General features: G+C 65.4%; 21 protein-coding genes and 1 pseudogene. 11 read left to right on the forward strand and 11 right to left on the reverse strand.

The window, feature by feature from the left end; genetic code table 11:
• Positions 1–190 precede the first annotated feature (190 nt).
• The 4 genes from lysM to gcl form a co-directional block, all read right to left on the reverse strand.
• The gene (gene lysM / locus LGN19_RS10970) at positions 191–661 is read right to left on the reverse strand and encodes a peptidoglycan-binding protein LysM (RefSeq protein ID WP_122945600.1); all 471 of its coding nucleotides are present in this window, start codon (positions 659–661) and stop codon (positions 191–193) included.
• Between the two features lie 483 nt (positions 662–1,144).
• On the reverse strand, positions 1,145–2,035 hold the full coding sequence (locus tag LGN19_RS10975; RefSeq protein ID WP_174961028.1) for a 2-hydroxy-3-oxopropionate reductase: 891 nt from the start codon (positions 2,033–2,035) through the stop codon (positions 1,145–1,147).
• Between the two features lie 41 nt (positions 2,036–2,076).
• Positions 2,077–2,886: a hydroxypyruvate isomerase gene (hyi, locus tag LGN19_RS10980; RefSeq protein ID WP_043188167.1), complete on the reverse strand. Its 810-nt coding sequence runs from the start codon at positions 2,884–2,886 to the stop codon at positions 2,077–2,079.
• Between the two features lie 47 nt (positions 2,887–2,933).
• On the reverse strand, positions 2,934–4,709 hold the full coding sequence (gene gcl / locus LGN19_RS10985) for a glyoxylate carboligase (RefSeq protein WP_122945598.1): 1,776 nt from the start codon (positions 4,707–4,709) through the stop codon (positions 2,934–2,936).
• A gap of 172 nt (positions 4,710–4,881) precedes the next feature.
• Here gcl and LGN19_RS10990 point away from each other — a divergent pair, with 172 nt between their 5' ends.
• The 10 genes from LGN19_RS10990 (at position 4,882) to LGN19_RS11035 (ending at position 12,662) form a co-directional block, all read left to right on the forward strand.
• A complete protein-coding gene (locus LGN19_RS10990; RefSeq protein WP_122945597.1) occupies positions 4,882–5,793 on the forward strand; it encodes a LysR family transcriptional regulator in 912 nt (303 codons plus the stop codon).
• Between the two features lie 177 nt (positions 5,794–5,970).
• Positions 5,971–6,612 carry an RNA polymerase sigma factor gene (locus LGN19_RS10995; protein WP_226214590.1) on the forward strand — a complete coding sequence of 214 codons (642 nt, stop codon included), beginning with the start codon at positions 5,971–5,973 and terminating at the stop codon, positions 6,610–6,612.
• Complete coding sequence (locus tag LGN19_RS11000) at positions 6,602–7,561, forward strand: anti-sigma factor family protein (protein ID WP_226214592.1); 960 nt, start codon at positions 6,602–6,604, stop codon at positions 7,559–7,561. The genes LGN19_RS10995 and LGN19_RS11000 overlap by 11 nt, the downstream gene beginning before the upstream one ends.
• Before the next feature lie 318 nt (positions 7,562–7,879).
• Complete coding sequence (rpsF, locus tag LGN19_RS11005) at positions 7,880–8,254, forward strand: 30S ribosomal protein S6 (RefSeq protein WP_174914751.1); 375 nt, start codon at positions 7,880–7,882, stop codon at positions 8,252–8,254.
• A gap of 40 nt (positions 8,255–8,294) precedes the next feature.
• Entirely contained in the window at positions 8,295–8,594 is a 300-nt protein-coding gene (priB, locus tag LGN19_RS11010) for a primosomal replication protein N (RefSeq protein ID WP_011657069.1), read from the forward strand.
• A 4-nt stretch (positions 8,595–8,598) separates the two neighbouring features.
• The gene (rpsR, locus tag LGN19_RS11015) at positions 8,599–8,874 is read left to right on the forward strand and encodes a 30S ribosomal protein S18 (protein WP_128848718.1); all 276 of its coding nucleotides are present in this window, start codon (positions 8,599–8,601) and stop codon (positions 8,872–8,874) included.
• Between the two features lie 27 nt (positions 8,875–8,901).
• A complete protein-coding gene (gene rplI, locus LGN19_RS11020) occupies positions 8,902–9,354 on the forward strand; it encodes a 50S ribosomal protein L9 (protein ID WP_226214594.1) in 453 nt (150 codons plus the stop codon).
• 139 nt (positions 9,355–9,493) lie between these two features.
• Positions 9,494–10,876 (forward strand): replicative DNA helicase, encoded by a 1,383-nt coding sequence (locus LGN19_RS11025; protein ID WP_048246838.1) that lies wholly within the window; start codon positions 9,494–9,496, stop codon positions 10,874–10,876.
• A 138-nt stretch (positions 10,877–11,014) separates the two neighbouring features.
• Complete coding sequence (locus tag LGN19_RS11030) at positions 11,015–11,641, forward strand: DUF47 domain-containing protein (RefSeq protein WP_226214596.1); 627 nt, start codon at positions 11,015–11,017, stop codon at positions 11,639–11,641.
• Between the two features lie 10 nt (positions 11,642–11,651).
• Positions 11,652–12,662: an inorganic phosphate transporter gene (locus LGN19_RS11035; protein WP_174956030.1), complete on the forward strand. Its 1,011-nt coding sequence runs from the start codon at positions 11,652–11,654 to the stop codon at positions 12,660–12,662.
• Positions 12,663–12,805: 143 nt separating this feature from the next.
• On the opposite strand, the gene LGN19_RS11040 is transcribed toward LGN19_RS11035, so the two are convergent.
• Both LGN19_RS11040 and LGN19_RS11045 read right to left on the reverse strand, forming a co-directional pair.
• Entirely contained in the window at positions 12,806–13,897 is a 1,092-nt protein-coding gene (locus LGN19_RS11040) for a C40 family peptidase (protein ID WP_226214598.1), read from the reverse strand.
• Between the two features lie 240 nt (positions 13,898–14,137).
• Complete coding sequence (locus LGN19_RS11045; protein WP_226214600.1) at positions 14,138–15,940, reverse strand: PhoH family protein; 1,803 nt, start codon at positions 15,938–15,940, stop codon at positions 14,138–14,140.
• On the opposite strand from LGN19_RS11045, the pseudogene LGN19_RS11050 reads away from it, so the two are divergent.
• Positions 15,836–16,080, forward strand: a pseudogene (locus LGN19_RS11050) (hypothetical protein); the annotation flags it as partial. The gene LGN19_RS11045 and the pseudogene LGN19_RS11050 overlap by 105 nt on opposite strands.
• A gap of 192 nt (positions 16,081–16,272) precedes the next feature.
• On the opposite strand, the gene LGN19_RS11055 reads toward LGN19_RS11050, so the two are convergent.
• The 5 genes from LGN19_RS11055 to LGN19_RS11075 form a co-directional block, all read right to left on the reverse strand.
• Complete coding sequence (locus LGN19_RS11055) at positions 16,273–16,734, reverse strand: peroxiredoxin (protein WP_006756046.1); 462 nt, start codon at positions 16,732–16,734, stop codon at positions 16,273–16,275.
• A 114-nt stretch (positions 16,735–16,848) separates the two neighbouring features.
• Entirely contained in the window at positions 16,849–17,745 is an 897-nt protein-coding gene (locus LGN19_RS11060) for a polysaccharide deacetylase family protein (protein ID WP_174961019.1), read from the reverse strand.
• A 13-nt stretch (positions 17,746–17,758) separates the two neighbouring features.
• Positions 17,759–18,814 (reverse strand): bifunctional UDP-4-keto-pentose/UDP-xylose synthase, encoded by a 1,056-nt coding sequence (locus tag LGN19_RS11065; protein WP_122945589.1) that lies wholly within the window; start codon positions 18,812–18,814, stop codon positions 17,759–17,761.
• Positions 18,811–19,758 (reverse strand): formyltransferase, encoded by a 948-nt coding sequence (locus LGN19_RS11070; protein WP_226214605.1) that lies wholly within the window; start codon positions 19,756–19,758, stop codon positions 18,811–18,813. Before LGN19_RS11070 ends, LGN19_RS11065 begins: the two co-directional genes overlap by 4 nt.
• Positions 19,755–20,777 (reverse strand): glycosyltransferase, encoded by a 1,023-nt coding sequence (locus tag LGN19_RS11075; protein WP_226214607.1) that lies wholly within the window; start codon positions 20,775–20,777, stop codon positions 19,755–19,757. The genes LGN19_RS11070 and LGN19_RS11075 overlap by 4 nt, the downstream gene beginning before the upstream one ends.
• Between the last annotated feature and the right edge of the window lie 3 nt (positions 20,778–20,780).

Here is a 20,780-nt window from a genome sequence, read left to right on the forward strand (position 1 = left end):
CGACTTGCACCACCACCGACAGCTTAAAAGCCAGGCTGTAGTCCCGCTGCGTCCGCTTGATCCCTTGCTCCATCTGGCACCTCCTCGCCTCGGCGAAAAAGTGTCAACCTATTTCAGGATGGGTCATCACCATGAAAAAAGGCAGGCCATCGGCCTGCCTTTTTTGCGTCCGTCAGTCCGGCAAGAATGCTCAGGACTGCGGCGGAATCACGAGCTTCTGGCCCGGGTAGATCCGGTCCGGGCTCGACAGCATCGGCTTGTTCGCCTCGAAGATCACCGGGTACTTGTTCGCGTCGCCGTAGACTTCCTTGGCGATCGCCGACAGCGTGTCGCCCGGCTGCACGTCGTGGTACTGCACTTCCGGATCGTCCGGCTGCAGATCGTCGTCGTTGACGCCCGCGACGCCCTGCACGTTGCCGGCCGCGACCTTGACCTTGGCCTTCGTGTCGAGGTCGGCGACGCTGCCCGACAGCGTCACGGTGCGCGATGCGCCGTCGAACGCCACGGTCAGGTTCGACGTATCGAGACCCTGCGTGTTGATGTAGTTCTTGATGGCATCGGCCGCGGTCTGGTTTGCGGCATTCGGATCTTCCGCTGCTTGTGCGTCGGCATGACCCAGCAGTTTTTCACCCGCCTCTTTGATAAACGAAAGAAGACCCATCGTTGCACTCCTTAGGTGGTTGAAAAGAAAACGCGCCGTGAAGTGGCGAAAAAAACACCGCGCTGGGCGCGGTCACCGGAGGTGAACGCAAGCGCGGCGGTTTTCTCGAAAGGCGTGGCGAAAGTGTAGGCGTTCAGCGCGACGATTGCATGAAAAATCGCAAGCTTGAACGTAAAGAAATGTAATACGCGAAATCCGACAGGCGGACACCCGACGACGACGTCTGACCGACCAAGGCTTCCCCGGCGCCGCCGGGTGCCGCTGCGGACCCCACCACGCCGCTCTCAGCCCAGAGCGGCGTTTTTCGCCCCGTCGCGCACGCGATTAGCGATGCGCGGCGGGGCGCCCCACCGTGATGCGCGAGTACGTCGCGCATCGATGTGACCGGCCGTGCCGGTCACGTGTGTCATTCGCGTGTCCGTCATCGCGACGGACAGCGCGTTCCTGCATCGCACGAAGGCGGCCGCGCGAAGCGGCCCGCGTTCAGCCTGCGGTCTTCTCGATCTCGAAGTTCGACATGATCTCGAGCGCACGCACGAGCGCCGAGTGATCCCATGCCTTGCCGCCGTGTGCCGCGCACACGCTGAACAGCTGCTGCGCGCTGGCCGTGTGCGGCAAGGCGAGGCCGAGCTTGCGTGCGCCGTCGAGCGCGAGGTTCAGGTCCTTCTGGTGCAGCTCGATGCGGAAGCCCGGATCGAACGTGCGCTTCGTCATCCGCGCGCCGTGCACTTCGAGGATGCGCGAGGCGGCGAAGCCGCCCATCAGCGCCTGGCGCACGCGCTCCGGATCCGCGCCCGAGCGGGCGGCGAACAGCAGCGCTTCGCCGACGGCTTCGATGTTCAGCGCGACGATGATCTGGTTCGCGACCTTGCAGGTCTGGCCCGCGCCGTTGTCGCCGACGAGCGTGATGTTCTTGCCCATCTTCTCGAACAGCGGCTTCGCGCGCTCGAATGCCGCCTCCGGGCCGCCGACCATGATCGTCAGCGTCGCTTCACGCGCGCCGACTTCGCCGCCGGACACCGGCGCGTCGAGGTAGTCGCAACCGAGCGCGTTGATCTGCTTCGCGAATTCCTGCGTGTCGAGCGGCGAGATCGAGCTCATGTCGATCACGAGCTTGCCGGCCGTCAGGCCCTTCGCGACACCGTCGTCGGCGAACAGCACGTTACGCACGTCAGGCGTATCCGGCACCATCGCGATGATGATGTCCGCGTTCTGCGCAACTTCGGTCGAGTTCGCGACGACCTTCGCGCTCGCGCGCAGGTCGTCCGGGATCGGGAATGCGCCGTTCACGACGAGCTGGTGGTCGCCCTTGAGCAGGTTGCGCGCCATGTGCGCGCCCATGATGCCGAGGCCGATGAAACCGATGGTTGCCATGTGAAAGTCTCCTATAGGGGCGTATGCGGGAAGGGCGGTGCTCAGGCGGCGCGGCGCGCCGAACCGGCTGCGCAGCCGGCGACGCTTTGCAGCCAGCCGAGGCCTTCCGTCGTGGTGGTGCGGGGCTTGTATTCGCAGCCGACGTAGCCGGCATAGCCGAGCCGGTCGAGCAGCGCGAACAGGAACGCGTAGTTGATCTCGCCCGTGCCCGGCTCGTTGCGGCCCGGGTTGTCCGCGAGCTGGACGTGGCCGATCGATGCGAGGTTGCGTTCGATCGTCGCGGCCAGTTCGCCTTCCATGCGCTGCATGTGATAGATGTCGTACTGCAGGAACAGGTTGTCCGAGCCGACCGCGCGGATCACGTCGAGCCCTTCCGACGAGCGGTTCAGTGCGAAGCCCGGGATGTCGAAGCTGTTGCACGGCTCGACGAGCAGGCGGATGCCTTCGCGCTTGAGTGCATCGGCGGCAAAGCGCAGGTTGTCGACGATCGTGACGAACGTCTTGTCGCGCGCGGTGCTCGCCGACGGGATGCCGACGAGGCAGTTCAGCTGCGGCACCTTCAGCGCCTTCGCGTACTCGATCGCACGGCCGACCCCTTCCTGGAATTCGCCGACGCGATCGGGCAGGCACGCGATGCCGCGTTCACCCTGGTCCCAGTTGCCGGCCGGCAGGTTGTGCAGCACGAGGCGCAGGCGATGCGTCTCGAGCCGCTCGGCGAGTTCCTCTTTCGCGTACGGATACGGGAACAGGAACTCGACGGCGTCGAAGCCCGCATCGGCGGCCGCCTTGAAGCGGTCGAGGAACGGCACTTCGTTGAACAGCATGGTCAGGTTTGCAGCAAACTTCGGCATGAGCTAAGCCTCTTCGGTCGGTCAGTCAGTCAAAAATGTCGTGCGGGTCAGTCGAGCATCGAGATCGCGGTCGGTGCGTGCTCGGCCTTTTCGGCGAGATCCTCGAATTCGTTGATCGCGTCGATTTCGGTGCCCATCGAGATGTTCGTCACGCGCTCGAGGATCACTTCGACGACCACCGGCACGCTGAACTCTTCCGCGAGCGTTTGCGCCTGGCGCAGCGCCGGCTCGATCTCTTCCGGCTTGAACACGCGCAGCGCCTTGCAGCCGAGACCTTCCGCGACGGCCACGTGGTCGACGCCATAGCCGTTCAGTTCCGGCGCGTTCACGTTGTCGAACGCGAGCTGCACGCAGTAGTCCATGTCGAATGCACGCTGCGCCTGGCGGATCAGCCCGAGGTACGAGTTGTTCACGACGACGTGCACGTACGGCAGCTTGAATTGCGCGCCGGCCGCCAGTTCCTCGATCATGAACTGGAAGTCGTAGTCGCCGGACAGCGCGACGATCGGGCGGCTCGGATCGGCCGCACGCACGCCGAGCGCGGCGGGGATCGTCCAGCCGAGCGGGCCGGCCTGGCCGCAGTTGATCCAGTTGCGTGCCTTGAACACGTGCAGGAACTGCGCGGCGGCGATCTGCGACAGGCCGATCGTGCTGACGTAGCAGGTATCGCGGCCGAACACCTTGTTCATCTCTTCGTACACGCGCTGCGGCTTGACCGGCACGTTGTCGAAGTGCGTCTTGCGCTGCAGCGTGCGCTTGCGTGCCTGGCAGTCGGCGACCCATGCGCTGCGGTCCTTCAGCTTGCCGGCCGCCTTCCATTCCTGCGCGACGGCGACGAACAGTTCCAATGCTGCCTTCGCGTCGGACACGATGCCGAGATCCGGGCCGAACACGCGGCCGATCTGCGTCGGCTCGATGTCGACGTGCACGAACTTGCGGCCCTTCGTATAGACCTCGACGCTGCCCGTGTGGCGGTTCGCCCAGCGGTTGCCGATGCCGAGCACGAAGTCGGACGCGAGCATCGTGGCGTTGCCGTAGCGGTGCGACGTTTGCAGGCCGACCATGCCGGCCATCAGCGGGTGGTCGTCCGGAATCGCGCCCCACGACATCAGCGTCGGGATCACCGGCACGCCGATCGTTTCGGCGAACTGCACGAGCAGGTCTTCCGCCGCCGCGTTGAGCACGCCGCCGCCCGACACGATCAGCGGCTTGTCCGCGTCGTTGAGCATCGCGAGCGCCTTCTCGATCTGCGCGCGGGTGGCCGCGGGCTTGTAGACCGGCAGCGGTTCGTACGTGTCGATGTCGAATTCGATTTCGGCGAGCTGCACGTCGATCGGCAGGTCGACCAGCACCGGGCCCGGCCGGCCCGAGCGCATCAGGTGGAAGGCCTGCTGGAACACGCGCGGCACGAGCGCCGGCTCGCGCACGGTGACGGCCCACTTCGTGACGGGCTTCGCGATCGATTCGATGTCGACGGCCTGGAAGTCTTCCTTGTACAGGCGGGCACGCGGTGCCTGGCCCGTGATCGCGAGGATCGGAATCGAGTCGGCGGAAGCGGAGTAGAGGCCCGTGATCATGTCGGTGCCGGCGGGGCCCGACGTGCCGATGCACACGCCGATGTTGCCCGGGGCGGCTCGCGTGAAGCCTTCGGCCATGTGCGATGCGCCTTCGACGTGGCGCGCCAGCACGTGGCTGATGCCGCCCGACTTGCGCATCGCGGAGTAGAACGGGTTGATCGCCGCACCCGGCACGCCGAACGCGGTCTGGATGCCTTCCTTCTCGAGCACGAGCACAGCTGCGTCGACGGCTCTCATCTTGGCCATGAATGTCTCCTTGAATGGGGTGGATCTTGCAAATGGGTCTGTTGGGAACACTTTAGGGACGCAGGAAAGGTTTGATAAGATCAGCCGAAGTCGCTTTTTTCGAAACTAAAAGTATGGAATGACGGCCGGGCGGGGCTTTCCGCCGGTGCCGGAACAGAGACGGAGACGGGAGATGGATCGCTTCAAGCAGATCGAGACGTTCGTGCGGGTCGCCGATGCCGGCAGCCTCGCGGCGGCGGCGCTCGAGGAGGGCGTGTCGCCGGTCGTGCTCGGGCGGCGCATCGACGCGCTCGAAAAGCGTCTCGGCGTGAAGCTGATGTACCGCTCGACGCGGCGGCTGGTGGTCAGCGAGGAGGGCGCCGCGTTCCTCGAGCGCTGCCGCGGCCTCCTGTCCGAATGGGATCAGGCCGAGAACGAGCTGGCCGCCGGACGACGCGCGGTCAGCGGGCACCTGATCGTGTCCGCGCCGGCCGCGTTCGGGCGCAAGCACGTCGCGCCACACGCGCCGGGCTTTCTGGTCGACAAGCCCGAGATGCAGCTGTCGTTCAACCTGACCGACCGCGTCGTCGATCTCGTGCGCGAAGGCTATGACCTGTCGATCCGGATCGGTGGCGCCGTCGATCCGAACTTCGTCGCGGTGAAGCTCGCGTCGAACCGGCGCGTCGTGTGCGGCACGCCCGAGTATTTCCGCCGGCACGGCCGGCCGAAGTCGCTCGACGACCTGCTCAAGCACAACTGCCTCGCGTTCAACCTGCAGGGCGGGCAGAACCGCGGCTGGTATTTCCAGCGCCACGGCAAGATCGCGACGATGCGCGTGGCGGGCAATCTCGACTGCAATGACGGCGAACTGCTGCACCGCTGGGTGGCCGAAGGTCTCGGGCTCGGCTGGCGCTCGACGTGGGAAATCGCCGCGCAGCTCGAGACGGGCGAGCTCGAGACCGTGCTCGACGAGTATGCGCTGCCCGACTACGACATCCTCGCGGTCTACCCGCAGCAGCGCTACGTGCCGGCGCGAGTGCGCTACTTCATCGACTACCTGCGTGCCGCTTACGCCCGCCCCGGTTACTGGAGCACCACGCCGTAACCGGCGCGACCGGCCGGCCACTGGATCGCCCGACGATTTTTTTACGCTTCCGGCGCACGGCGCGGGAATAAACTCGACGCAACGGCGGTAAGGTCATCGAGCGCGCACGTTGCCGGTCTGTCCGGGCACCGTGCGCGGAACGGGCGCGGCTTCGGCCGCCGGGACCAGGGAGGCCATGTGGGGCAAGCCGGACAGGCGGTCGATGAGCGGTCGGCGGACGACGCGGTTGCGCGCGGCGAGCGGTTTCGCGCGCTCGTGCTGCCGCATCTCGACGCCGCGTACAACCTCGCGCGCTGGCTGAGCGGCAGCGCCGGCGATGCGGACGACGTCGTCCAGGATGCGTGCATGCGCGCGCTGCGCTTCGTCGATTCGTGCCGCGGCGACAACGCACGGCCGTGGCTGCTGACGATCGTGCGCCACACCTGGTACACCGAATGGCGTCGCCGCACGCATGCGCACGAGGTCGCGCTGCCCGACACGCTCGACGACACCGACGTGCCCGACGACTGGCAACCGGCCACCGACGATCCGCTCGCGCACCTGCTGCGTGGCGAGAACGTGCGGCTCGTGAACGAGGCGCTCGCGAAGCTGGCGCCTGAATACCGCGAGGTGCTCGTGCTGCGCGAGATGGAGGGCTTGAGCTACCGCGAGATTGCGGCGATCGCGGACGTGCCGGTCGGCACGGTGATGTCGCGGCTGGCACGCGGCCGGCGCAAGCTCGCCGCGTTGCTGGGCGGCGCGCCGGCACCGGCGGCCGAAGGCAGGCCGGGCCGTAGGCCGGCGGGCGGAACCGCATCGGAGGCGATCGATGGACTGTAACGAAGCGCGAGCGTTGCTGGACGCGGACGTCGACCGCGAGCTGTCGGCGCCCGATGCGTTGCGGGTCCAGCAGCATGTCGAAGGGTGCGAAGCGTGCCGCCGCGAGCGCGCACGGATCGTCACGCTGGGGCGGGCCGTGCGGCAGGCCGACTACCATCGGGCGCCGGACGAACTGCGGGCGCGCATTCTCGCGAGCCTGCCAGTGGTGGAGGAGACGAGCGTCGGGGTGCTGTCCCGCCCGGAACCGGCACCCCGGCCCGAAGCCCGACCGCAGCCGCAGCCGCAGCCGCAGCCGCAGTCGCAGCCGCAGCCGCAGCCGCAGCCGCAGCCGCAGCCGCAGCCGCGCGGCCCCCGTTGGTTCGCGTGGCCGGGTGGGCGCGGCATGTCGACGCGGCCGGCGCCCGCCGGCCCGGGGCCGCGCGTTGCGGCGCTGCCGGGGCTCGGCTGGGGGGTGGCGCTGATGGTCGCGCTGGCCGCGGCGGCCGGGATGGCGCTCACCGCGCGCCACGCCGAAACCGATCGCACGGTCGACGAACTCGTTGCGAGCCACGTGCGAGCGGGCCTGTCGGCGCGCGACATCGACGTGATCTCGACCGACCGGCACACGGTGAAGCCGTGGTTCAACGGCCGGCTCGACTATGCGCCGCCGGTCGAGGATCTCGCCGCGAGCGGCTTCGCGCTGGTGGGCGGCCGGCTCGATTACGTCGGGCATCGCCGTGTCGCGGTGCTCGTGTACCGCTACCGGCAGCACGTGATCGACGTCTACGTGCGGCCGGCCGGCGCAGGTAACGCGCAGGCGCCGTACGCGACCGTGTCGCAGGGCTACGCGCTCGACCGCTGGGACGCTGCGGGGATGACGTGGTGGGCCGTGACCGACGCCGAAGCGCCGGCACTGGCCGCCTTCAGGACCGCGCTCGACGCGCGGCTCGCGGGGGCGCGCAGCGAATAACGGCAGGGCCGGCGCCTGCGTCGCCGATAGGGGAGAGAGGCGGGCATGGGCGCCCGCATCGGCCCGCCGGAAGGCGGGCAGCCGGCACAGATCGCACCGGCAAACGATCCGACCCCGAACTTGAAACGGCCGCTCGCCGGCCTGTTTCGGCGCCGCATGCCGCCCCACGCCGCTCAAGTCGTTGAAAACACGGCCGAATCTGGCGGGAAATCGTCAATCGACCTTGCACATGCCCCGTATCCGGGTTAGAATCTTCGGCTTCTCACTTGCCACACCGGTTCAGACGCCCGGGTGGCTTCAATCCACAAGGAGTGTGTAATGCGTCATTACGAAATCGTATTCATCGTGCACCCCGATCAAAGCGAGCAAGTGCCCGCGATGATCGAGCGTTACAAGACCACGATCGCGTCGCACGGCGGTCAGATCCACCGCGTCGAAGACTGGGGCCGTCGCCAACTGGCCTACATGATCGAGAAACTCGCGAAGGCTCACTACGTCTGCATGAACATCGAGTGCGACCAGACGACGCTCGACGAACTCGAACACGCGTTCAAGTTCAACGACGCCGTGCTGCGTCACCTCATCGTCAAGATGAAGAAGGCCGAAACCGGCCCGTCGCCGATGATGAAGGAAGTTCAGCGCGAAGAAGCCAAGAAGGCGGCTGCAGCTCAGCCGACCGAAGCGCAGGCTTAAGTTCGTCATTCATTAAGCCATCAAGGAGCGCGTCACTCACGTGAACAGGTTGCAATTGACGGCAAGCGTCGTCGAACGCGCACCGGTGCGATATACGCCGGCAGGTGTTCCGATCGCAAGCGCCACATTGCATCACCGCACGGAAGTCGTCGAAGCAGGCATTCCCCGTCAGGTCGAAATGACGATCGAGGCAGTGGCGGCCGGTGAGGCGAGCGGCAGGCTGGAGAGTCGTGAAATGGGCGTCGAAACGCTGTTCACGGGCTTCCTGGCAAAGAAAAGCCGCAACGCGAGAACCTTGGTGTTTCACATCACAGCATTGCAGGACATTGGAAAGGACTGAAATCATGCCCCGCCCGACTGGTAAGAAATTCGACAAGCGTCGTCAGCAACAAAACCCGCTCTTCAAGCGCAAGAAGTTCTGCCGTTTCACGGCCGCAGGCGTCGACCAGATCGACTACAAGGACACGGATACGCTGAAGGACTTCATCGGCGAAAACGGCAAGATCACGCCGGCTCGTCTGACGGGTACGAAGTCGCACTATCAGCGTCAGCTGGACACGGCAATCAAGCGTGCGCGTTTCCTCGCGCTGCTGCCGTACACCGATCAGCACAAGGCGTAATCAGGCGACGCAATAAGGAGAATTCGAATGCAAATCATTCTGTTGGAAAAAGTCGCCAATCTGGGCAACCTCGGCGATATCGTCAAGGTCAAGGACGGTTACGCTCGCAACTTCCTGATCCCGAACCGCAAGGCTCGCCGTGCAACGAAGGAAGCGATCGCCGAATTCGAAGTTCGCCGCGCTGAACTCGAAAAGATCGCCGCTGAAAAGCTGGCAGCATCGCAGGCAGTCGGCGAGAAGCTGAACGGCCAGTCGTTCGAAATCACGCAGAAGTCGGGCGTTGACGGCCGTCTGTTCGGCTCGGTCACGAACGGCGACGTCGCGGAACTGCTGAAGAAGGCAGGTTTCGAAGTCGAGAAGCTGCAAGTTCGCATGCCGGAAGGCCCGCTGAAGATGATCGGCGAGCACGGCGTCCAGGTTGCACTGCACACCGACGTCATCGTCGACATCACGGTCAACGTGATCGGCGACCACGCGTAAGCGTATGCAAGCTTTCCGGGCGGCTTCCGCCGTCCGGACAAGGGCAGGCGCCCGGGCAACCGGGGCCTGCCTTTTTTATTGCCGCATCACTGGTGGCCGGTATGGCGCCGTCCTGTGTAATTCGCGATAATCCCAACCCATGAACGCGCCGCAAGATCCCCAAATCGAATCGCTGAAAGTCCCGCCGCATTCGGTCGAAGCCGAGCAGTCGGTACTCGGCGGCCTGTTGCTCGACAACGCGGCATGGGACCGGATTGCCGACTTCCTGTCGCAGGGTGATTTCTACCGCTATGACCACCGGATCATCTACGAGCACATCGGCCGCCTGATCGCGTCGACGCGCCCGGCCGACGTCGTGACCGTGTATGAAGCGATGGTCACGTCCGGCAAGGCCGACGACGTCGGCGGGCTCGCGTACCTGAACGCACTTGCTCAGAACACGCCGAGCGCGGCGAACATCCGCCGCTATGCGGAAATCGTACGCGACCGTGCGGTGCTGCGCCGGCTCGTGTCGGTCGCCGACGAAATCTCGGCCGACGCGTTCAATCCGCAGGGCAAGGAAGTCCGCCAACTGCTCGACGAAGCCGAGTCGAAGGTGTTCTCGATCGCCGAAGAGGGCGCGCGCGGCAACCAGGGCTTCCTCGAGGTCGGCCCGCTGCTCACGCAGGTCGTCGAGCGCATCGACACGCTGTACCACACCGCGAACCCGAGCGACGTCACGGGCACGCCGACGGGCTTCGTCGATCTCGACCGGATGACCTCCGGGATGCACGGCGGCGAGTTGATCATCGTCGCGGGGCGTCCGTCGATGGGCAAGACCGCGCTCTCGATGAACATCGGCGAATACGTCGCGGTCGAGTACGGGCTGCCGGTCGCGGTGTTCTCGATGGAAATGCCGGGCACCCAGCTTGTGATGCGGATGCTCGGCTCGATCGGCCGGCTCGACCAACACCGGATGCGGACGGGCCGCCTGACGGACGAAGATTGGCCGAAGCTGACCCACGCGGTGCAGAAGATGAGCGAGGCGCAGCTCTTCATCGACGAGACGGGCGGCTTGAACCCGATGGAATTGCGCTCGCGCGCGCGGCGTCTTGCACGGCAATGCGGCAAGCTCGGCCTGATCATCGTCGACTACCTGCAGCTGATGTCGGGTTCGTCGCAGGGCGAGAACCGCGCGACCGAAATCTCGGAAATCTCGCGATCGCTGAAGAGCCTCGCGAAGGAACTCGATGTACCGGTGATCGCGCTGTCGCAGCTGAACCGTGGCCTCGAACAGCGCCCGAACAAGCGGCCGGTGATGTCGGATTTGCGTGAATCTGGCGCAATCGAACAGGATGCGGACGTGATCCTGTTCATTTACCGCGACGAAGTCTACAACCCGGACAGCCCCGACAAGGGCACGGCCGAAATCATCATCGGCAAGCAGCGTAACGGTCCGATCGGCCCCGTTCGGCTCACGTTCCTGGGTCAATACACGAAATTCGATAATTTCGCCGGGGCGCAGAACTTCCACGGCGAGTAGCGCCGGAAGTAAACCCTTATTTCGCCAAGCGTTGTATTCAATCCCGGCGCGCGTATATGCGCGCGCCGTGTCGCGACCGGAAACGGTACAATGTCGCCCGTTTTCGTGACAGTAGTTTGACAATCTCTCAGGAATCCCATGTTCGGTCGATTCATGCCCACCGAGGGCAAGTTCTTTGAACTTTTCAATGCGCACGCGAAGTACATCGTTGCCGGTGGCCGCGAGCTCGAACTGCTGATCGACAATCTCGCCGATGCCGAGATTCACAAGCAAAACGTGCAGACGGCCGAGAAGGCCGCAGACAAGCTGACGCACGAAACGATCGATCTGCTGCACAAGACTTTCATCACGCCGCTCGATCGCGACGAGATCCACAAGCTGATCACGACGATGGACGACATCCTCGACCTGATGGAAGACGTCGCAACGGCTGTGTCGTTGTACGACGTACGTTCCGTCACGTCCGAGGCGAGCCAGCTCGCGCACATCGTCACGCAGTCGGCACAGCACGTGCAGCAGGCGGTCGGGTTGCTGTCCGACATGAAGCAGTCGGCGCAGATCCTCAAGCAGTGCGAGGAGATCGACCGCTGGGAGTCGGAGGCTGATCGTGTGCTGCGCGCGGCCATGTCGAAGCTGTTCCGCGAGGAAGACGACGTGAAGACGCTCATCAAGCTGAAGGCGATCTACGAGTTGCTCGAAGAGATCACCGACAAGTGCGAAGACGTCGCGAACATCATCGAAGGCATCGTGCTGGAAAACGCCTGAGCGGACCACGATGCATTCGATACAACTCGCCCTATGGATGGTCGCGACGCTGGTGCTCGTCGCGCTCGTATTCGACTTCATGAACGGCTTTCACGACGCGGCGAACTCGATCGCCACCGTCGTGTCCACCGGGGTGCTGAAGCCCCAGCAGGCCGTCGTGTTCGCGGCGGCGTTCAACGTCATCGCGTATTTCATCTTCCACCTGAAAGTCGCGCAGACCGTCGGTAAAGGCACGATCGATCCCGAGATCGTCGACCACTACGTCGTATTCGGCGCACTGGTCGGCGCGATCGGCTGGAACGTGATCACCTGGTACTACGGGATTCCGTCGAGCTCGTCGCACGCGCTGATCGGCGGCCTCGTCGGCGCGGCGCTCGCGAAGTCCGGCTGGGGTTCGCTGAACATCGACGGGCTGCTGAAGACCATCGCGTTCATCTTCATTTCGCCGCTGCTCGGCTTCATCCTGGGCTCGCTGTTCATGCTCGGCGTGTCGTGGCTGTATTTCCGCACCGCGCCCAGCAAGGTCGACCGGCGCTTCCGCCGGCTGCAACTGCTGTCGGCCGGGCTGTACAGCCTCGGCCACGGCGGCAACGACGCGCAGAAGACCATCGGCATCATCTGGATGCTGCTGATCGCGTCGGGCTATGCATCGGCGACCGCCGATGCGCCGCCTGCGTGGGTGATCGGCGCGTGCTACCTGTCGATGGGCCTCGGCACGCTGTTCGGCGGCTGGCGCATCGTGCGCACGATGGGCCAGAAGATCACGAAGCTCAAGCCGGTCGGCGGTTTCTGTGCGGAAACCGGCGGTGCGATGACGCTGTTCCTCGCGTCGTTCCTCGGCATTCCGGTGTCGACCACGCACACGATCACCGGCGCGATCGTCGGCGTCGGCGCGACGCAAAAGCTGTCGGCCGTGCGCTGGGGCGTGGCCGGCAATATCGTGTGGGCATGGGTGCTGACGCTGCCTGCGTCCGCGCTGTTCGCGGCCGGCGGATGGTGGCTCGGCCACCGGATCTTCTGATCACCGACCGACACTGACGGATCGACATGAAATGCGCCGCAAGCCGAAAGGCTGCGGCGCATTTTCATTTGGGGTTGGGCGTTCGTGACGGACGGTGAGCAACGGATGCGGGCCGAGGTGGCCGGCGTGGCGGGCGAAGCGGGTCAGTAGCTTCCGTTCGCGAACCGTGCAATCGGATCGTCTGCGGTAGCGGTGCGCGGGCTGACGGGGGCGGATTGCGTCGACGCGCGCAATACCTGGACGGGGGCGGGCTCGGCGCTGCGCGGTGACGTTGCCGCGACGGCGGGCGGCGGCTCCGCATCGAATGCGGCAGCCTGGGCAGCCGTCAGGGCCGTCGTCGGAATCCGTGTGCCGACCTCGGCCGGGTCGGCCGGCGCGGTATTCGCCGTCATGGCGGCGGTGCCCGAGCCATCAGTCGTGGATGTTGCCTGCTGCTGAGCGGCCTGCATGCGCGGCGGCGGTTCATACGGGTCGGCCGACGCGGCTGCGGGGGCAACCGCTGCGGTCGATGCGACCTGCGTGGCCGGCATGACTGGTGCGGGTGCCTGGCTCGCGGCAGGTTGAGGCGGTGCATAGGCTGGCTGTCGCGGCGCGGCGGCAGTCATGACCACCGGGGCGGGCGCAACGATCGGCGCGCTGCGCGGCTCGTCACGCTTCGCCTCGTAGGTCGGCGCATCGAACGGCGTAGGCGCCCCGCGCGGCGGCGCGACGCGGCGAATGCCGTCGAAACGCTTGGCCCAGTACGGGTTCGTCAGGTAGTCGAGCCGCACGGTGCCGCCCGTCGACGGCGCGTTGACGAAGCGCAGCTTGCCGACATAGATGCCGACGTGCGAATGCGGCCGTCCGGTCGTATTGAAGAAGATCAGGTCGCCCGGCGCGATCTGGTCGGGGTCGATCGACACGCCGCGGCCGCTCATGTCGGCGGTCGTGCGCGGCAGGTTCACGTCGGCCGCACGGCCGATCACGTAGCGCACGAGCCCGCTGCAGTCGAAGCCGCTCGTCGGCGTGTTGCCGCCCCAGCGATACGGGACGCCGACGAGGCTCATCGCCTGGATCGAAATTTCTTCCTGGCCGACGCTGTGATCGACGAACTTCGGGAAATTGGCGGGGGCGGGGAACGCGCGCGGCGTCGTGATCCTCATGCCCGAATCGGGGCGCGATGCCGACTGCGGCGGCACGCTGGAGCAGGCCGCAAGCAGTGAAACGACAGCAACGGGAACCGAGATTCGAAGCATGGCAAGGCGGGCGAGCGCGGCACGCTCGCGAATCGTATGACAACAGACAGACCCGATGGTAGACGCTCCGGCGGGGCTTAAGCAACCATTCTTGAGAATTTACTTGAAGTTTCGCGCGTAAACCGGGGTGTTGCGTGACGATGTGTTACTTGTGATTTCGACCCCAAATAAAAACGGCGCTCCGGAAACGGAGCGCCGCGAGGCGTCGGGTGCCGGCCGACGGGCCGGCACAACGCGTGATTACAGGATGTCGGACGCGTAGTCGGCGAGCCGCGAGCGTTCGCCGCGCGCGAGCGTCACGTGGCCGCTGTGGCCCCAGCCCTTGAAGCGGTCGACGACATAGGTCAGGCCCGAGCTGCCTTCGGTCAGGTAAGGCGTGTCGATCTGCGCGATGTTGCCGAGGCACACGATCTTCGTGCCGGGGCCCGCGCGCGTGACGAGCGTCTTCATCTGCTTCGGCGTCAGGTTCTGCGCTTCGTCGATGATCAGGTACTTGTCGACGAACGTGCGGCCGCGCATGAAGTTCATGCTCTTGACCTTCAGGCGCGAACGGATCAGTTCCTGCGTCGCGGCACGCCCCCATTCGCCGGCAGCGTCGTCGGTCTTCTGCAGCACTTCGAGGTTGTCGTCGAATGCGCCCATCCACGGCTGCATCTTCTCTTCCTCGGTACCGGGCAGGAAACCGATGTCCTCGCCGACGGGCACGGTCGCGCGCGTCACGATGATCTCGTTGTAGCGCTTGTCGTCGAGCACCTGCGCGAGGCCGGCCGCGAGCGCGACGAGCGTCTTGCCGGTGCCGGCCTGGCCGAGCAGCGTGACGAAGTCGATCTCCGGGTTCATCAGCAGGTTCAGCGCGAAGTTCTGCTCGCGGTTGCGCGCGGTGATGCCCCACACGTTGTTCTTGTGGTGGCTGTAGTCGCGCAGCGTCTGCAGCAGTGCCGTCTTGCCGTTCAGTTCGCGGACGATCGCATGGAACGTCGGCTCGCCGTTCTGCGGCTCGAGATAGACGAACTCGTTGACGAGCATCGACGCGACGAGCGGGCCCGTCACGCGGTAGTACGTGGTACCCGTCTTCGTGTCCTGCCAGCTCTCCATGCCCTTCGCATGCTTGGTCCAGAAGTCCTGCGGCAGTTCGCGCACGCCGTTGTACAGGAGATCCGAATCCTCGAGCACCTGGTCGTTGAAGTAGTCTTCCGCGGGCAGGCCGAGCGCATGCGCCTTGATTCGCATGTTGATGTCTTTCGACACCAGCACGACCTGGCGGTCGGGCCGGTCGCGCTGCAGCGCGCGCACGACACCGAGGATCTGGTTGTCGGCCTTGCCTTCGGGCAAGCCTTCGACGGGCGGAATGTTGGCGAGCTTCGTCTGGAAGTACAGGCGGCCGAGCGCCTCGCGGCTGCCGAGGCGCGACAGCGCAATGCCGGCCGTGATCGCGCCGGCATCGGCGACGAGCGCGTCGAGCGTGCGGCTGACCTGGCGTGCGTTGCGCGCGACTTCGGACATCCCCTTCTTGTGGTTGTCGAGTTCCTCGAGCGTCATCATCGGCAGATAGACGTCGTGTTCCTCGAAGCGGAAGAGGCTGCTCGGGTCGTGCATCAGCACGTTGGTGTCGAGCACGAACAGCTTCTGCAGTTCGGCTTCGGCGGGCTTGCGGCTGCGCGACTTCGTCGCGGCGCCGGTATCGCGCGCGGGGGCGGCGGCCGGTTTGTCGGCAGCCGGTTTGTCGTTGCGTGCGACGACCGGTGCCGCGGGTTCGGCGGTGGCCGGCATCGGCTGCAGCAGGGCAGCCGTCTGCTTGGTCTTGCGACCGCGTGCGGGTGCGCTTGCGGTGTCTTGCGCCGAAGATGCGACGGCGCGCAGCGGCGCGGCCGTGTTCGCGGCTTCGGTCATCGGTTGGGCCACGCTAGCCGGACCAAAGTCACCGGCTGTGGATGCGTCCCCTTCGGCGGATTTCTTCGCGGCTTTCGCGGGCCGCGCTTTCGCCTTGTATTCGTCGGGCGGCAGCAGGCTGCCGAGCTTGCTGGGGGGGGTAGGCAAAGGCATGGTGTCCCTCGGGAGGAATCGTGTCGCATGGCGTGCGCCGCTGATCGCATCCTGCGTGACGTAGACGCATGCAGTTTGCGCGCGGTGGCGCACAGGAAGTTCGTCTAGCCGGTTCGCCTAGGTGTCGGTCAGCTCCTTGACGCGGTGAGGGCCGGACCGAGGGCCGGCGCGCAATCCATAAAAAAAGCCGCTGCCTCGACGAAAGAGGCATGCGGCTCGGCTGATACCGTCGTAATGCGCGTCAGGTGCCGGCAAGCATCGCAACGAGCACCGGCGCAGCTACGAGAAATATGGGGCGAACTGGCATTCATTGCGGCCCAATATAACGCGCCTCAAAGCGCTTGTACAGCACTTAGCACGTCGTCCACATGACCCGGTACCTTGATGCCGCGCCATGCCTGGCGAAGCACGCCGTCGGCGTCGATCAGGAACGTCGAGCGCTCGATTCCACGCACTTCCTTGCCATACATTTTCTTCATCTTGATGACATCGAACAGCGCGCACAGCGCTTCGTCGGCATCGGAAATCAGCGGGAACGGCAGTTCGAGCTTTGCCTTGAAATTGTCATGCGAGCGCAGGCTGTCGCGCGACACGCCGATGACTTCCGCACCGGCTTTCTTGAACTTCGGATAGAGATCGCGGAACTGCAGCCCTTCGGTCGTGCAGCCCGGCGTGTTGTCCTTCGGATAGAAGTACAGCACGAGTTTCTTGCCTTTCAGGTCGGACAGCGAAATGTCGCCGCCCGTGGCCGGTGCGGTGAAATCGGGAACTTGACGGTCAACTTCGACGGACACGTGTTTCTCCTGTTGTTATGGAAGCGCACAGCGGCCGCGATGCGCGCGGGTGGCGCGCGGCGGCAACTGTGCTGGAAGGTCTGGAGAGCGGCGCCGGCGTGCGCCTGGGCGAACTCAGTCGGGCTGGACGATCAGTTCGCCGGAGCGGCCGGGGATTTCGCCCCACGTGACAGGGTACGATGGCAGCGAGTCGCGGTCCAGCGTCGCGTGATAGTCGCCCATCGTCGCAAACGTGTGGCCTTGCGCACGCCAGCCGGCGAGCAGTTGCTCGAACACGGGCGCGAGCTTCTGGCCTTCCAGTTCCGCATGCAGCGTGAACACCTGGTCGTGCGGATTGGTTTCGGTGAACTTGAGGATGTGCGCAGCGACGTTGTGCGTGTCGACGCCGTCGATGCCGAGCACTTCGTCGAGCGTCGGCAGCGTGGTAGGCATCTGCACGTGCGACAGCGTGCGGCCATCGACGACCGGCAGGTACGGCGAGTGGCCGCGACCATCGGACGCATAGCGCATGCCCCACGCGTCGATCTGCTCGAACGCGGAATCATTCATCTGCCAGCCCGCTGCGCCGTGCGTGACGGGCGGCGCGCCGAAGATTTCGATGAAGCGCGCGTGACTCTTCTGCATTTCACGCGCGGTCCAGTCGCGGTCGCGCACGCGGACGTTGTCCTGCCAGTACACGTGATCCCACGTGTGGATCCCGCATTCGAAGCCGGCCTCGTGAATCGCGCGCATGTCGGCGATCGCGCGGCGGCCGATGTCGGGGCCCGGCAGCAGCACGCCGTACATCAGCTGCTTCACGCCGTAGTGCTCGACCACCGACGTGCGCGACACTTTCTTCAGGAAGCCGGGGCGGAACACGCGCCGCAGCGCCCAGCCCGTGTGATCCGGGCCGAGACTGAAGAGGAAGGTCGCGCGCGCACTGAAGCGGTCGAAGATGCGCGCGAGGTTCGGCACGCCTTCGCGCGTGCCGCGCAGCGTGTCGACGTCGATCTTGAGGACGATGCGAGCCAAGCGAACGTCCCGATCAGCCTTGCTGTTCGACGAGCGCGCGCGCGTCGGCGACGTGGCCGCGATACGCTTCGAAGATGTTGCGCAGCGCGTCGTCGAACGTCGCTTGCGGCGCCCAGCCGAGTTCCTGCATCGTGTTGTCGATCTTCGGCACGCGGTTCTGCACGTCCTGGTAGCCGTTGCCGTAGTAGGCGCCGGACGTCGTCTCGACGAGCTTCACCTGCTTGGCCAAATCGGCGTACTCGGGGAATTCCGCCGCCAGTTCGAGCATCTTGTGCGCGAGCTCGCGAACCGAGAAGTTATTCTTCGGATTCCCGATGTTGTAGATCTTGCCCGACGCGACGCCGTCCTTGTTCTCGATGATCTTCATCAGCGCGCTGATGCCGTCGCCGATGTCGGTGAACGCGCGCTTCTGCGAGCCGCCGTCGACGAGGCTGATGTTCTCGCCGCGCACGATGTGGCCGAGGAACTGCGTGACGACGCGCGAGCTGCCTTCCTTCGGCGTGTAGATCGAGTCGAGGCCCGGGCCGATCCAGTTGAACGGACGGAACAGCGTGAAGTTCAGGCCTTCCATCCCGTAGCCCCAGATCACGCGATCCATCAACTGCTTCGAGCACGCGTAGATCCAGCGCGGCTTGTTGATCGGGCCGTAGGTGAGGGCCGACGCATCCGGGTCGAACTGTTCGTCCGAGCACATGCCGTAGACCTCGGAGGTCGACGGGAACACGAGGTGCTTGCCGTACTTGACGGCCGAGCGCACGATCGGCAGGTTCGCCTCGAAGTCGAGTTCGAACACGCGCAGCGGCTGCTGGACGTAGGTGGCGGGCGTCGCGATCGCGACGAGCGGCAGGATCACGTCGCACTTCTTCACGTGATACTCGACCCACTCCTTGTTGATCGTGATGTCGCCTTCGAAGAAATGCATCCGCTCGTGGTTGACGAGGTCGCCCAGTCGATCGGTCTGCATGTCCATGCCGAACACTTCCCAATCGGTGGTTTCAAGAATGCGCTTGGACAGGTGATGGCCGATGAAGCCGTTCACACCCAGGATCAGGACTTTTTTTGCTTTCATGAATGACGGGAAGAATGAATGAACTGCGCGAATTCCGCGGGCGTCACGACGGTTTCGCTGCCGTCGCGCTGCTGCCACAGCTCGAGAATGGATAGGGCGCGGCTGTCGCCGCAGACGCCGAATAGCGCATTATCGCTTACGTGCAGGCCGGGCGGCAAATCCGCCGCGGCCGCCGCCGCCGCGCTGCCGGGTGCCGCGAGGCGCGCGCGCGCGATCACGAAACGCGTGCCGTCGACGTCCGTGAACGCGCCCGGATACGGGGGCGCGACCGCGCGCACCAGGTTGTAGACCTGCGCGGCCGGCTTCGACCAGTCGACGCGGCCATCCTCGGGCTTGCGCCCGCCGTAGTAGCTGCCGGTGGCGAGATCGTTCGGCAGGTGCGGCGCCTCGCCCGCGAGCAGTGCGGGCAGCACGCGCCAGAGCGTCTGCTCGGCGGCTACCGTGACCTTGTCGAACACCTGCGTGGCCGTGTCGTCCGGCAGGATCGGCACCGCGGTCTGTCCGATGATTGCACCCGCGTCGGGCTTGGCGGCCATCTCGTGCAGCGTCGCGCCGGTTTCGGTTTCGCCGTTCAGCACCGCCCAGTTGGTCGGTACCCGACCCCGGTATTTCGGCAGCAGCGAACCGTGCATGTTGTACGCGCCGCGCGGTGCGATCGCGAGCAGGTCCACCGGCAGCATGTGCCGGTAGTAGAACGAGAAGATGAAGTCGGGCTGCGCGTCGGATACCGCGTGGCGCAGCGCCGGATCGGCGGGATCGGCCGGCGTGATGACCGGAATCCCGTGCTCGGCCGCGACGGACGCGACACTGCCGAACCAGATGTTCTCGTTCGGGTTGTCCTCGTGCGTGACGACGAGTGCGACGTCGACACCGCGTGCGAGCAGCACCTGCAGGCACCGCACGCCGACGTTGTGATAGGCGAAGACGACTGCGCGTGGCTTCATTGCGTGGCCCCCGAGCGGTTTGCGCCGGCCGGCACCGCCGGCACGCCGTCGTGCTGTTCGAGCACGGCCTGGATCAGGTAGCGCGGCCGTGCGCGCACCTGCTGGTAGATGCGGCCGACGTATTCGCCGAGCAGGCCGAGCGCGAAGATGATCACGCCGAGCAGGAAGAACGTGATGGCGAACAGCGTGAACACGCCTTGCACTTCCGCGCCGACGATGAAGCGGCGCACGAGCAGCAGCACGAACAGCGCGGCGGAGCCGATCGACAGGATCACGCCGATGAACGACAGCCACTGCAGCGGCACGACCGAGAAGCCCGTCACGAGGTCGAAGTTCAGCCGGATCAGGCTGTACAGCGAGTACTTCGACTCGCCGGCGAAGCGCTCCTCGTGCGCGACCTCGATCTCGGTCGGATTCTGCGCGAACGTATACGCGAGTGCGGGGATGAACGTGTTGACTTCGCCGCACACGTTGATCGTGTCGATGATGCGGCGGCTGTACGCGCGCAGCATGCAGCCCTGGTCGGTCATCTTGATGCGCGTGATGCGCTCGCGCAGGCGGTTCATCATCTGCGACGCCTTGCGCCGCCACAGGCTGTCCTGGCGCTGCTTGCGGATCGAGCCGACGTAGTCGTAGCCCTCGCGCATCTTCGTGATCAGCTTGCCGATTTCCTCGGGCGGGTTCTGCAGGTCGGCATCGAGCGTGATGACGATCTCGCCGCGCGATTGCGCGAAGCCGGCGAGGATCGCCATGTGCTGGCCGTAGTTGCCGTTGAGCAGCACGATGCGCGTCGTGTCGGGACGTACGTGGAACTGATCGGCGAGCATCGCGGCCGAGCGGTCGCGGCTGCCGTCGTTGATCAGGATCACTTCGTATGACGTGTCGAGTGCGTCGAGCGCCGGATACAGCCGCGCGAACAGCGCGGCGAGGCCGTCTTCCTCGTTGTACACGGGGATGATGATCGATACTTCCGGCTGCCCGGCGACCGGATGCCCGGCGCGTGCTTCAAGGTGACTCATGTA

Origin of the sequence: Burkholderia sp. AU30198, from assembly GCF_020419825.1 — a bacterium.
GTDB lineage: Bacteria > Pseudomonadota > Gammaproteobacteria > Burkholderiales > Burkholderiaceae > Burkholderia.

Excerpts from the sequence above, each read along its gene's own strand:
- lysM (WP_122945600.1), bottom strand. The coding sequence starts at position 661 with ATGGGTCTTCTTTCGTTTATCAAAGAGGCGGGTGAAAAACTGCTGGGT.
- LGN19_RS10975 (WP_174961028.1), bottom strand. The coding sequence starts at position 2,035 with ATGGCAACCATCGGTTTCATCGGCCTCGGCATCATGGGCGCGCACATG.
- hyi (WP_043188167.1), bottom strand. The coding sequence starts at position 2,886 with ATGCCGAAGTTTGCTGCAAACCTGACCATGCTGTTCAACGAAGTGCCG.
- gcl (WP_122945598.1), bottom strand. The coding sequence starts at position 4,709 with ATGGCCAAGATGAGAGCCGTCGACGCAGCTGTGCTCGTGCTCGAGAAG.
- LGN19_RS10990 (WP_122945597.1), top strand. The coding sequence starts at position 4,882 with ATGGATCGCTTCAAGCAGATCGAGACGTTCGTGCGGGTCGCCGATGCC.
- LGN19_RS11000 (WP_226214592.1), top strand. The coding sequence starts at position 6,602 with ATGGACTGTAACGAAGCGCGAGCGTTGCTGGACGCGGACGTCGACCGC.
- rpsF (WP_174914751.1), top strand. The coding sequence starts at position 7,880 with ATGCGTCATTACGAAATCGTATTCATCGTGCACCCCGATCAAAGCGAG.
- rpsR (WP_128848718.1), top strand. The coding sequence starts at position 8,599 with ATGCCCCGCCCGACTGGTAAGAAATTCGACAAGCGTCGTCAGCAACAA.
- rplI (WP_226214594.1), top strand. The coding sequence starts at position 8,902 with ATGCAAATCATTCTGTTGGAAAAAGTCGCCAATCTGGGCAACCTCGGC.
- LGN19_RS11025 (WP_048246838.1), top strand. The coding sequence starts at position 9,494 with ATGAACGCGCCGCAAGATCCCCAAATCGAATCGCTGAAAGTCCCGCCG.
- LGN19_RS11030 (WP_226214596.1), top strand. The coding sequence starts at position 11,015 with ATGTTCGGTCGATTCATGCCCACCGAGGGCAAGTTCTTTGAACTTTTC.
- LGN19_RS11035 (WP_174956030.1), top strand. The coding sequence starts at position 11,652 with ATGCATTCGATACAACTCGCCCTATGGATGGTCGCGACGCTGGTGCTC.
- LGN19_RS11040 (WP_226214598.1), bottom strand. The coding sequence starts at position 13,897 with ATGCTTCGAATCTCGGTTCCCGTTGCTGTCGTTTCACTGCTTGCGGCC.
- LGN19_RS11045 (WP_226214600.1), bottom strand. The coding sequence starts at position 15,940 with ATGCCTTTGCCTACCCCCCCCAGCAAGCTCGGCAGCCTGCTGCCGCCC.
- LGN19_RS11065 (WP_122945589.1), bottom strand. The coding sequence starts at position 18,814 with ATGAAAGCAAAAAAAGTCCTGATCCTGGGTGTGAACGGCTTCATCGGC.
- LGN19_RS11070 (WP_226214605.1), bottom strand. The coding sequence starts at position 19,758 with ATGAAGCCACGCGCAGTCGTCTTCGCCTATCACAACGTCGGCGTGCGG.
- LGN19_RS11075 (WP_226214607.1), bottom strand. The coding sequence starts at position 20,777 with ATGAGTCACCTTGAAGCACGCGCCGGGCATCCGGTCGCCGGGCAGCCG.